The organism is Agitococcus lubricus (genome assembly GCF_003051055.1).
GTDB classification, from domain to species: Bacteria; Pseudomonadota; Gammaproteobacteria; order Pseudomonadales; family Moraxellaceae; genus Agitococcus; species Agitococcus lubricus.
In genome coordinates this window covers 510,099-523,739 of record NZ_QAON01000001.1, presented here as the reverse complement: position 1 = coordinate 523,739, position 13,641 = coordinate 510,099, and the positions used below count along the sequence as shown (strand labels likewise).

6 protein-coding genes are annotated in these 13,641 nt (G+C 43.8%); 1 reads left to right on the top strand and 5 read right to left on the bottom strand.

Annotation, left to right across the window (positions count from 1 at the left end; translation table 11 throughout):
* The first annotated feature begins 462 nt into the window (after positions 1-462).
* A complete protein-coding gene (locus tag C8N29_RS02175; protein WP_107864378.1) occupies positions 463-1,632 on the top strand; it encodes a hydroxymethylglutaryl-CoA reductase in 1,170 nt (389 codons plus the stop codon).
* Between the two features lie 42 nt (positions 1,633-1,674).
* Here C8N29_RS02175 and C8N29_RS02170 read toward each other — a convergent pair whose 3' ends face one another.
* The 5 genes from C8N29_RS02170 to C8N29_RS02150 form a co-directional block, all read right to left on the bottom strand.
* On the bottom strand, positions 1,675-4,089 hold the full coding sequence (locus C8N29_RS02170; protein ID WP_107864377.1) for a response regulator: 2,415 nt from the start codon (positions 4,087-4,089) through the stop codon (positions 1,675-1,677).
* Positions 4,086-4,472 carry a response regulator gene (locus C8N29_RS02165; protein ID WP_107864376.1) on the bottom strand — a complete coding sequence of 129 codons (387 nt, stop codon included), beginning with the start codon at positions 4,470-4,472 and terminating at the stop codon, positions 4,086-4,088. The genes C8N29_RS02170 and C8N29_RS02165 overlap by 4 nt, the downstream gene beginning before the upstream one ends.
* The gene (locus C8N29_RS02160; protein ID WP_107864375.1) at positions 4,465-6,786 is read right to left on the bottom strand and encodes an ATP-binding protein; all 2,322 of its coding nucleotides are present in this window, start codon (positions 6,784-6,786) and stop codon (positions 4,465-4,467) included. The genes C8N29_RS02165 and C8N29_RS02160 overlap by 8 nt, the downstream gene beginning before the upstream one ends.
* A gap of 86 nt (positions 6,787-6,872) precedes the next feature.
* Positions 6,873-8,384, bottom strand: a complete 1,512-nt coding sequence (locus C8N29_RS02155; protein ID WP_107864374.1) for a response regulator — start codon at positions 8,382-8,384, stop codon at positions 6,873-6,875.
* A gap of 13 nt (positions 8,385-8,397) precedes the next feature.
* On the bottom strand, positions 8,398-13,101 hold the full coding sequence (locus C8N29_RS02150; RefSeq protein ID WP_107864373.1) for a PAS domain S-box protein: 4,704 nt from the start codon (positions 13,099-13,101) through the stop codon (positions 8,398-8,400).
* Between the last annotated feature and the right edge of the window lie 540 nt (positions 13,102-13,641).

Here is a 13,641-nt window from a genome sequence, read left to right as displayed (position 1 = left end):
TGATTGTGGTTGCGAAAGAGACTATTTTTTAGAGGATACGCGGCGTGAATCACGTGATTTGGTGATTCCAAATAAGCGATGAACAACAAAGTAGCCTCAAAAAATAGTTCTTTCCCTGTGATTTGACTCTGTTAGCTAAGCAGGGTCAAAGCGACCATGCTCTGACGAGCCATATCCCGCTTTAATACCTCCTCTTTTCTGGGTCTAGTCTAAAAGCTAGGCCTTATGCCTGCGCTATTCTCTTTATTGACACGAGATAAAAATAAGAAAGTCATTTGCTATACGATGTATTCCATCGACAATCGCTGACGACTGTTGCACATTAGCAGTCAGTTCGTATTGTTGTGACTGGGTCGTGCCTTGTTCAATAGACACAAGGTTGTGATATCTGTCTTTTTTTGCCTTTGGCCATCACACGATTCAAGACCCCCTATGATATCAAGAAAAAAATAAGGATTCGCCATGAAAAAACTCCCGCGTGACCCACAAAACGACTATAGCGTTGAGAGTGCCACCGCCCGTCAACACACCATCTTAGAAGAAACAGGCGTGAGCCTCAGCCATGTCAGCCAATATTCTTTTGACCCACAAACACTGCCAGGCAATATAGAAGCCTTTACGGGTGTGGCTCAAATTCCTATTGGTTTTGCAGGCCCTTTATTGGTCAATGGCGAACATGCACAAGGTGAGTTTTATGTCCCTATGGCGACCACCGAAGGGACATTGGTGGCAAGTTATAGTCGAGGCATGCGCCTCACGCGTGAAGCGGGGGGTATTACCACGACCGTGATTGATGACTCCATGCAACGTGCGCCCATTTTTGTCTTTGAAAATGCACGTTACGCACGTGACTTTGGTTTGTGGGTGACTGAACACTTTGCACAAATTAAAGCCATTGCCGAAGAAACCACACGCGCTGGCCAATTAAGTCATATTGAGCAATATGCACTGGGCAAAATGCGTTGGTTACGTTTTTGTTTTACGACAGGTGATGCCGCAGGTCAGAACATGGTGTCCAAAGCAACTCGCCATGCGTGTTTGTGGATATTAGACCAGCAACCCACAGGCTTAGAACATTTTTCGTTAGCGGCTAACTTTGATACCGATAAAAAGCATTCGCAAGTCAATGCCTTACATACGCGCGGCAAACGCGTAGTTGCTGAAATCACACTGCCTGCGGCCTTAATTGAAAGCGTGATGCACACCACAGGAGCGGCCTTATTTAAACAACGGCAGTTATCCAATATGGGTGCGATGCTCGCAGGCTCGGTGAATAACGGGGCACACTTTGCCAATGGGATTACGGCGATGTTTATTGCTTGCGGACAAGACGTGGCGAATGTGGCTGAATCCTCCGCAGGGTACGTACATGGTGAACTCAAGGAAAATGGCGATTATTATTTTTCGGTGACCATCCCTGCGCTGATTGTTGCGACTTATGGCGGCGGTACGGCCTTAGCGACACAACGGGAATGCCTCGAAGTCTTAGGTTGTTATGGCACAGGCAAGGTCCATAAATTGGCCGAAATTGTCGCTGCAACAGTATTATGTGGTGAGTTGTCTTTAGCGTCAGCCATTGTCTCTGACCAATGGGTATCTAGCCATGACCGCTTAGGTCGTAATCGTAAATAAGCGTGATGCGAGGGACACTGTGTGTCCCTCTTGCTGGCAGCCTTAGAGCGTAGATATCGTCGTGGGAGTCGGTGCAGGCTCGTGAACAAAATAGCCTTGAAACCAACGAATACCTTTGCTCCATAAGCCAGATAAACTACTGGCTGTCTCTATACCGCTAGCCACAATAATGGCGTTTTCTGCTTCTGCAGCTTCAATCAGGACACGGTCGGCTGCTAAATAATCGCTTTGCTCCAGTCGGCGGCTTAAATTCTCATCTAAGCGGACAAAAGCAGGTTTGATTTGTTGTAACAAGGATACCGAATGACCTGATGCGCCGTATTGCGTAATCATCATACTCGCACCAGCCGTCGTCATGGCCTGTTGTAACTGATTGACCATATTACGATGGGTAATGAGTGTGCTTTCGGCAATCGCCATAATCAAACGTTGTTTATCACTGGGCATCGGATGGTCATGTAACAGTGTCAATACCGTCGTCATATAAATCGCATTACTGAGACTTTGTGGACTAACGTGAATCACTAAATTTAGACTATCTTCAATCGCTGTTTCTTGGGTCAATAATTTATGCGCGTGTTGAAATACCCATGTGTCGAGGTCTGGCAACCAACCCCGCTTTTCTAGCGCCGACAAAAAACGACCTGCGGGTAATAAATTACCGTCTGTATCACTCAAGCGCGCTAGTACCATATTAATCGGGTTTTCATTATCTCCAATCGTGATAATGGGTTGATATACCGCCCGTAAGCGACTGACTGCCAAACGGCCACTGTTTGCATCGACACTGTTTGATGTGCCGACAAAACCATCAATAATCGTCCCTGCCCCACCATCCAGTGCTAAACCTAACATTTGTTCGGCTTGTAATAACACGGAGGAGATGGCTTGTGGCTGCCTTAGTTGCAAATTAGCAGCGGCAGCCGTTGCAGGCATCGTATGCTGACCAAATTCAAAGGGTTGAACGGAGAGCTTTTCTAAGATATGGCTAATATAATTTTTATGTGCCACGATGGTATCGCGCGGCAATAAAAAGGCGATGGTATTTTCACCAATCATCGACCATGTATCAACGTTTAATTTAGTCAGTCGGGTAAACAATTGCTCTTGTAGGGCGGCCAATCCGAGTGCACCGTGTTGCTCTGAGACTTTGCTCATTTCTGTAAGCGCAATCAGTACTAAAGCAGCCTGTACAGACCCGCCGTCTGCTTCATCTAAAGCACGCTCTAACTCGGTAAAGAAGTAGTGTCGTGACAAACCATAACCTTGCGGCGCTTGCTGAGTCACACGTGCTACTTGCCCTTGCATCCGTTTGCCTAAACGGGCGCGCGCAACCACAGCTTGCACCAAGGCAGAGCGCGAAATGGGCTTTAACAAATAATCATCTGCACCTGCTGCCATTGCATGACGTCGTGTGCGCTCACCAGTATCTGAAGTTAAAAATACAATGGGTAATTGTGAGGTGTTAGCATCTTGACGCAGCATAGTGGCTAATTCAATGCCATTACATTCGGGCATATTAATATCAAGCACTAAGACATCGGGCTTGAACTCACGTACCTTGAGCCAGCTATCCCGAGCGGAGGTCACCGACTGAGCAATCATGCCTGCATCGGTTAACCATGCGACAATATGGTCAGATAATAAGGTGTCATCATCAATCACCAAACAGCGCCAACTATCATCTAAACGACGATTGGCTAACTGGGCAACGACCTCTAATAATTGGGTCTCATTGATGGGTTTGACAATATACGCGTCTGCGCCTGCACGGGTTGCGTCTAAACGTGAACGAAAATCGACATGGCCACTCATCACGGCGACGGGTGTGCGTTCGCCTGTTTCACCACGTATATCATTTATCACTTCAAAAGCTGGCCAACGCTGACCAGGAAACATTAAATCCAATAAAACCAGTGCAGGCTGTTCTTCTTGTAAAAAGCCTGTTGCTAAGGCAGGGGCGGCAAAACCGACCACCCGATAACCTGCACTTTCTAATAATGCGGATAGTCGCTCACGGAGTAAGTCGTCATCTTCAATCATCACGACTAACTTTTGACCGCCTACCACCATCGAAGTTAATAACGGTGGCTCACTACCTGCGTCGTCTTGGCTCACTAAAGCCGCCTTCAGTACGCTGAGTAAGTCGTCAACTTGGGTATCTAAACTGAGCTTGGTTTCGGGTGCAACATACTCTGCATCGGCCAGTGTTTGTCCTAAGGCAACATCTAAGGTCGCTGCGGTACGGCTGATATCAGGAAAACCAAATGTTCCTCCTGAGCCAGCTAAACGATGCACAATCGACTGTAATTCTAAGACGATGGCACGCTCCCAACCTGTATGGCGTAATGTATTCCAACGGTCACTAATATCCGCCATTAAGTTAGGTAAGGCCGCAATAAAGTTACGTTGTACACTGCGAATACGTTCTTCTAGACGTGCTTGCCGTTCGCTCATCTTGACTCTCCCTTAAGGATTTGCCATACGGTATCTACTAGCGTCATAGGGTCAAAAGGCTTGGCAATCACCGATACCGCGCCTAGTGCTTTTAACTGAGCAACCTCTTGGGGTTGTACTTTTGCGGTCATAAAAGCAAACAAGGTATTAGCCAATTCGGGCATTTGTTTCATCTGCTGCAAAGTCGTCGGCCCATCCATCGTGGGCATCATGACATCTAACAGCACCAAATGAGGCTGATAATCAGCAACCCTTGCTAAGGCCTCTGCACCTGATGCACACAGCACCAGTTCTAAGCCTTCTTCATCCTCTAAGGCGAACTCAACAATCATACGGATATCGGGTTCGTCATCGACATATAGAATACGTACGGCTTCAGTCATGTTGGCTCTCATTTTTAGCAATTAGTTTTTTAATGGTATTTAACAATTGTTGATTACTGGTACTGGCTTTGGTTAAGGCCAGTCCTATTTGTTCCGATAACACGCTACTCATTTCAGTCCCAGTAAAGACTAAAACTTGGCTATTGACGTTAATCGCCGATAGTAATTCTAAACCTGAGCCATCTGGTAAATTTAAGTCCAAAATGACTAAATCAAATGTGCGTTGCTGTAATAAGCTACGTGCTTGCTCGACACTGACAGCAAAATAATAGTCTGCAACCTCTGCCACCAACATTTGCGTTACCTGAATGACATCTGGCTCATCCTCAATATGTAAAATTGAGGGCTTTTGTATTTCGGAACTTAAACACCGATTGAGGGCATGACGTAATAACTGACGGTCGATGGGCTTTTGTAACCATTCAATCACGGCCACACTTTCGTCTACCAGTTGTTTAGAATGTTGCTCAGCGCGGCCACTGACGATAACAATTGGTAATTGTGCATAGTCAGGATTTTGTCGTAACTCTAATAGCAGCTCCATACCATCTTGGTCGGGTAAGTTGAGGTCGAGTAACATGGCGTCATAGTGTTGTTGTGCCAAACGGGCTTTTGCTTGGTGCGCTGTATAGGCAATCTCACTGCTCATCGACTCTTGTGCCAATAACTCGCTCAAAATCAACGCGACATCTGCATTATCTTCACAAATGAGAATGTGTGCTTGCGAGGCTTCGGACGCCGTACTGACTAACTTAGGCAACGTAAAAAAGAACTCCGTCCCTTCTCCAATGACAGAATGATACGCGATATTGCCACCGTGTCGTTCAATAATGGCTTTACTGATGGTTAATCCCAATCCTGTCCCATTTTTTTCTCGGGTATCTGAGGCATCGGCTTGGGCAAAACGTTGAAATATACGCTCTCTAAACGCCTCTGGAATGCCACGTCCGTGGTCACGCACACCGATACGCCATTGTTCATCTTGGTCTTGTAAGCGGAGCTCTACTCTGCCCTGAGGGGGGGAATATTTAATGGCATTGGAAATGAGATTAGAAAAGACTTGTAATAAACGATGGTCATCTGCATACACAGGCGCCGTTACGAGGGTTTCTGCTAAGACGAGGGCGACCTGATGATTCACCGCGTAGCCTTCATTGCCTGTGATTGCCTGTTGGATTAATTGTGCAAGGTCTATCGGCTTGAGGTCAAAATCTAATTTACCTGATTCAATTTTTTCTAAATCCAGAATATCGTTAATCAATAAAGATAAGCGTTCGCTATTACGACTGGCGGTATTGAGTAGCATTTTAGCTTTGGGTGATAAGCCTTCTGCGGCTTTAGATAACACTAAGCCAATCGCCCCACGAATAGAGGTTAAGGGGGTACGTAGCTCATGACTCACGGTAGAAATAAATTCATTTTTCATGCGTTCAATGGCTTTACGTTCGGTCATATCCCGAATAATGGCGGTAAACAATAAACGCTCATGCAAACGCATTGGGCTAAATAACAGCTCCACGTCTATAAAATGCCCTTCTTGATGTCGTATCTGTAACTCACAACGATGGTTGATTTGCCCTGTTTGGTATTGTTGTACACATTGGTTGAGGTAGTCTTGATAGTCTCGATGGCAGTGACTGGCAAATAGCTGTTGTAATGGCATGTGGTATAGTGTGTTCGCACTTAAACCTAATAGCGTTTGTAGCGCCAGATTACTGTTTTCGATATGACCATATTGGTCAATAATCGCAATGCCATCAATCATGGTTTCAAATAGGAGTTGATGGCGTGCTTTTTCCTCAGACAACATTTTTTCGAGGTCTAGGCTTAATTGTGTTTCTAGTTGTTGTTGTACTAAATCAGCCAAATCACGTAACAGTTTGAGCTGCTCATCACTCAAATGGCGCGGCTCATAATCGACCAAACATAATGTACCTAAGCAATAACGCTCTTTGAGAATCAGGGGCGCACCCACATAAAAACGCACATAAGGCGCGCCCAAAACCGCAGGATGGTCTGCAAAACGGCTATCCAAACGGGCATCAGGAATATACAACGTATCAGGACTTAAAATGGCGTGCGCACAAAAAGAGCCATTACGGTCGACTTCGGTATTCGGTAGACCCACACAGGACTTATACCATTGCCGCTCTTCGTCAATTAAACCAATGAGGGCGATGGGCACATTAAATAGGGATTGGGTGATACGCACCAAACGGTCAAAGCGTTCCTCGCGCGGCGTATCTAAAATTTGTAAGTCATACAAGACTTTTAAGCGTTCTGCTTCGTTGGCAGGCAATTTAGGAATTTGCATACTTCACTCATCATGACTCAATCTAAGGATTACCAATAACACGCTGTTTTTATTTGAGTGCGCCTGTCCTATCTTTTTTGCTGCCCTTAAGGCGTGATTGCCAGTAATTTTTTTACCATAGCCACGAACTCTTCGTTACTGGTTTTTGATTTAATTAAAACACTTGATACATTTTCATGGGTCGTCATGTGATTATCTTGTTCCGTAAATAGCATTATCGGTGTGTTCGTTAATGCTGCCAATAAGCTCAGGCCAGAGCCGTCAGGCAAGTTTATATCTAATATGACGAGGTCATAATGCTGATTTGCCAACTTGTCTTTTGCCTGCTGCAAGGAGTGGGCATAACTGTAATCCGCAATGTCCTCTAATAGTGCATGACTGATGTGAATCAGGTCTATATCGTCTTCCACATGCAAAATGTGTGGCAATTGGCTCTGAGCATTTGCTGTTGGCTGTACGACGGGTGTATTTTCTATGGCTAACAGTGGCAGGTCAAAATAAAACGCTGAGCCTTGCCCCTCTTCAGAACAGTAACCAATCACCCCCTGATGACGTTCAATAATGGCTTTGCTAATACTTAAACCTAAGCCAGTGCCTCCCTGCTCGCGGGTATCTGAGCTGTCTGCTTGCGCAAAACGCTGAAAAATTTGCGTCTTAAAATGGCTAGGAATCCCCCGACCATAATCTTTGACGGTCACACGCCAAGCATTTTCTACCTCGACTAAACTCAACTCGACTAGACCCTGTGGCGGGGAGTACTTAATGGCGTTGGACAATAAATTCGCAAATACTTGTAGTAAACGGTGACTATTTGCCATGACCCACGCAGGGGATGAAGGCAGGTGAGTAATCGTCAGTTGCACGTGGTGTTTCAGCGCATAGCCTTGATTAGCCACTATCGCCTGCTGTACCAGTTGCACTAAATCTATCGTTTGAAAATCAAAAGTCAATTGGCCTAACTCTATACGCTCTATATCTAAAATATCGTTAATTAATAAGGTTAAACGTTCACTATTACGGCTGGCGGTCTCTAATAACAATTTTGCTTTAGGACTTAAGGTGTCACTGAGTTTACCTAATACTAAAGATAAGCCGCCAGAAATCGAGGTTAAAGGCGTACGTAACTCATGGCTGACCGTTGCAATAAATTCACTTTTGGCGCGACTGGCCTGCTCTGCTTGCTCTTTGGCTAACGATAACTCATATAAGGCTTTACGCATGGCAAGCTGGGTCTGTACGCGGGCACTGACAATCGGGGGGTTAAAGGGCTTACGAATAAAATCGACTCCGCCTGCGGCTAAAGCCTTGACTTCATGCTCGTCGCCTTCATGGCTGGTAATAAAAATAATAGGGCAATCTTTGGTTCGCGGATTGGCTTTGAGCTGCTGACAGACTTGGTAGCCATCCATGTCGGGCATGGACACATCTAATAAAATTAAATCTGGCCGTTGGCTATAGGCTTTCTGCAAACCATCTTGGCCATCCGTCGCAAAAATAATATCGGCTTGTAGCGCCAATAATTTAGTTAATACCAAAATATTGGCCACACTATCATCAATAATTAAAATTAATCCCTGAGGCCTTATTGTTGTTGTCATGCCTGCAATCGCTCTAATGCTGGGTCACGGTGTTATGCCATGTCGTCAATTTGCTTTTCACTTGATTAAATTGAAGTTTATTCATGGCTGTATCAATCTCGGTATATAACTCTGTGGGTAATAACCCAACTAAGGTCGACCGCATCTGCTCAAATACATCAAAGGCTTTCATATTATGCTGCTCTAAGAGTAGCAATAATTCCTGCCATTGCTGCACATTTAAGCTGTCATGGCTGGCTACCACCACGTTGTTTGGTATGGGATGGGTGACCAACCATTGCTGCATACGTTCTAAGGTTTGAGTGACATGATATTGAAAGTTTGCTAACTCGGAGTCTTGGTTGGCATAACCTTGATGCTTAAGCAACTCGTGCTCTAAGGCTAATGCGCTGCGTGCCAAACTATTCGCCTTAAATGTCCCTGCTAAGCCTTTTAAGGTATGCAATAAACGCGCTGCCCCATCAATATCATGTTGTGCTAAACAAGCATTCACTTCGTCGACAACCGTTTGATAATTCTCGATGAATTGCTCTGTTAACTCGTATTGTAAGATATGGTCACCCCCCACTACCGTTAAAAAGGCTTGTGGGTCAAATTGCTCAATCGGAGGGATAGTCACGTTAGGCTCGGTTGTCATGGTTTGTTTTCCTCCCTGAGTAGTCGTCACGGTATTCGTCTCTCGCCATGCGCTCGTATGCGCCAAACGCAAAATAGTACTCAGCATCTCATTGACATCTAAAGGCTTGGCAATAAAGCCATTCATACCCGACGTTTCACATTGATGACGCTCACTGTCCATCACACCTGCGGTCATGGCAATAATAGGTAACGATAACCGAAGTTGTTGGCGAATCGTGCGTGTCGCCGTAAAACCATCCATCACAGGCATTTGTACATCCATTAAAACGGCATGATAGTGAGGATATTGTTGTAAGGCATGAATGGCTTGTTGTCCATCATGCGCTATATCAACCTTCGCACCTGCCTGCTCTAAAATATTTTTAGCCACTACCTGATTAAGATGGTTATCTTCGACCAATAATAAGCGTAGTCCATCTAACTGTTTATTGGCCGTTGTCCGTGCGACAACGCGATGCAAATCAATCTGCCCTCGACGCTGATTCAGCGTTTCATGTAAGGTATCGTATAATACCGAACTGGTAATCGGTTTAATGAGCACACCATCAATATAATCAATTTGTTTTTGATGCATTAAGGTATCGCGCGCAAAGGCACTGACCATAATCATCACAGGAATAGGTGCACGTTGTTTTGAGGATTTGACAGTGAGGGCTAAGGCCAAACCATCCATGGCTGGCATCTGCCAATCAGTCAAAATAGCATCATAATAACGCCCCGCTTGTTGCTCACGTTCAATCCACTGCAAGGCTTGTTCTGCGGTATCAACTAAGGTAGCTTGCCAGCCCCAACGCGCTATCATTTGCGATAAAAAGGTTAATGAGGTTTTATTATCATCAATAATCAATAAACGCAGCGACCCCATACTGGGTTTACGTTGTACGGGCACTTCTCGTTGCGATACTTGTAAGTCCACCGTAAACGAAAACTCACTGCCTTGCCCCAACTGACTTTTGACCTGAATATCACTGTCCATCATTTCAACGAGCCGTTGTGAGATGGTCAACCCTAAACCTGTGCCGCCAAAACGTCGGGTGATAGAGCCATCTACTTGCGAGAAAGCATTAAATAAATTTTCTTGTTGTGCGGGTGTCATGCCAATGCCTGTGTCTTTGACACTAAAACGCAAGCGTACTCTGTCATACTGCCGTGTCACCAAACTCACCGCGACAACAACCTCTCCCCGTTCGGTAAATTTAATGGCATTGCCTGTTAAGTTGACTAATATCTGCTGTAAGCGCAACGCATCCCCTATCAACATCGACGGCACATCAGGGTCTACACCAATCGCTAACTCTAAATCTTTTTGCCCCGCGTTCACCGTCATAATCGATGCCAGTGCATTTAAGGTATCATCTAAATAAAAATCGACAGGATGCAGACTCATTTTGCCTGCTTCGATTTTGGAAAAATCCAAAATATCGTTAAGAATATCTAATAACGACTGACTAGAGACGCGTATCATTTCTAAATATTTTTTTTGGTCTACCGATAGCTCGGTATTTGCTAACAAATAACTCATCCCCAAGACCGCATTCATCGGCGTACGAATTTCGTGGCTCATATTGGCGACAAATTCGGTTTTGGCACGACTGGCCTGTTCGGCTTGTTCTTTTGCGCTAATCAGCTCTTGTGAAAAACGTTTTTCGGCGCTGATGTCCTTAGCAACACCAACAAAACCTGTGACCCGATTATGCGAGTCACGTAAAGCGGTTACCACCAAATACACAGGAAGGGTCTGGCCATCTTTACGTACATAACTCCACTCCCGCGCATGTGCACCACCACCACGCGTATCGTGGGTAAAAACAGCAAACCCTGAAATTTGCTTCCCTGTTTCTACGCTTAATATCGCTGCACGGCTCGCTATTTCTTCGGCCTTATGAATCAAGGCGGGGGTATGCTGATTCACGACCTCATCGGCGCGATAGCCCAACATACGCTCAGAGCCTTTACTAAATAAGGTAATTTTGCCATCAATGTCTGTGGCAATAATCGAAAACTCGCTGGCCGCATCAATCACATTCACCAGTAAGGCTTGTGCCGACTCCTTGGCCTGCTGTGCTTGTTTTAGATGCGTAATATCTGTCGCAAATAAATAGAAGCCTTTGACGCTATTATTTTCGATATCAGGCACATAAGATAAGAGAATGGTTTTATCCGCTTGATGGGGTGGACTATATTCAACTTGTACACTTTCTTTTGCCAACACACGCTGAATATATGGCTCAAACCAAGCATAGTTTGGTAATAAATCATACAAGTGTTGCTGATGTATTTGCTCTGCACTACGGGCAAAGAAACTCCATGATTGATGATTGGCAAAATGATTGACTAACTGCGTATCCCAGTAACTAATCATAGCTGGCATCGCATCAATTAACATTTGCCGTTGCTTATTGACATAATCACGGGCATATTCTGCTTCTTTTTGTAGGGTAATATCGAAATTAACACCGACAACCCTCAGTGCCTGCTGCTCGCCATCACGTAAAATAATACCCTCGGCTCTAATATATCTGACCACACCACTGACATTAATTCTAAATGATGCACTAAAGTAATCACCCTTTTCTAATGCTGCATGTAAATCCGCGTCAACCGTGATGATATCATCAGGATGAACCAAACTTCTCCAGAAGTCATAACTGGGGATTTGTGAGCGTTCAATATGATATAAATCATACATACGCTCATCCCAAATTAAGGTATCTGACATGATATGCCAATCCCAAATACCCATTTTTACGGCATCGGTTGCTAATCTCAGTCGGTCACTGAGTTTTAATATTTCTTCTTGTTGTTTTTTACGTTCACTGACATCATCAATCTGAACAATAATTAAGCCATCACTATCGCCTTCTAATTTAGATACTTTCAAATCTGCCCAAACAATATGGCCATATTTATGAATATATCTTTTTTCTAGACGATAACTGTTGTATTGGCCATCTAATAAACCTTGCAGACGTTCTTGTGAGCGTTGATAGTCGTCTGGATGGGTCAAAATGCTATAATCCATGACCTCTAATTCTGCACGGCTATACCCAACCATACGGCAAAAAAAGCTATTTGCTTCAATCAGTTTTGCTTCTGCACTGACTAAAACAAAACCCGTTGCCGCAAATTCCATTGCATTTTTGAAACGTGCCTCACTGGCAATAAGCTGCTGATTTTGTATGCGCACTTGGTCTGTGATGAGACCAACGAAGGTTGGGAAAAATACTGTCAGTGCAGTAGACAACCATAATCTATTGGCTTCTTGGTTAGTAAATATTTCGTCATTTGGGATGAGACCCAACCATAATAAGCTACCGATTACAATAACATTAAATAACCCTACAAACGCTGTTTTACAGCCACCATTATATAAGGCAAAAATAATCAAGGGTGCTGTAATAAAAACAAAATAAAATAACTCTTTTTTTATGAGAAAAAAAATTAAACAACAGAAAAACATACTAGCCATAAACATAGATATGATATTTTTTAGACTAAATGTGTTTTTCTGAATACTTGCCGCAATTAATAGTACAGGTAAAAAAACCAACAATGTGCCTATTACATGACTAAACCACCACTTATAAAACAATTCAAAATCTGTACCCGCCCAAAGTGATGATACCGACAAGGTAGCGATAGTAGCCCCACAAGGTACTGCAAATAACAAGTTAATAATACTGGCTTTAACGATATCGGCAGGGTCTTTTTTGTAATATATATGGGGGATATAACGATATATTAAAAAAGCGGCTAAACTCAGCTCTACTGTATTAGCCAGTGCAAAAGCGAGGCTAATATGCAGAGGATATAAAACACTCAAATTGGCAGCCAAATTTCCAACAAACAAAGAAATACTGCGAATATATAATTTGGACAAACCATTATTAAGTGCAATTCCTAAAAGAAATGCGTTTACTATCCATAGCTGAGTTAATTTGTCAGTGAGTGGCAAATACACAAGCACTAATAAAGACAAAAAATAAACTAATACTGATTTGACAAGGATATGCCAACATAGTTCTTTATGAGATAGTTTTTCTTGATTTAATAAAGATATCTTATGCAATAAAGGCACTCACTGCTCCTTAGTCTGTTAATTCCGTAAGCCATTTATTATCGCTTATTAAATTAACAAGGTACTGTTGCGGGGTTTTGTGTATAGCCCGTTTTATGTTCTATTAACAACAAAAAGAACGCATTTTTAGCATTCTTTTTACTGTTTTGGCATACTTTTAGTGGTTTGACAAGTAGCTATTATGCTCTTAAACATAGGGTCTTTTGCCGTTTTGATGATGGCACACGGGACGATTTTTATCTATAACGCGTGAAGCACCATGTCAAGCTAATCAACGAGCTTTCAATCAATAAGCGGATTATAGGCACGTTTGTTTGTATAGACTGTGATTTTCTTAGAGAGACCTGCTATTAGGATACTGTCACTCATAAAATATAGTTGCCGCATTCACTGAGAGTTGAGCATTTTTATCTGATTCTATTAGGGGCTGTTGAAATGAACCCGTCGTAGGCTATAGCGTCTCGGTGGGTATATGTCTTTATATCTTGGCAGCAAAGGCGTCTAAACGTATGATGACTCCCGCGCCAATCATTGACTACA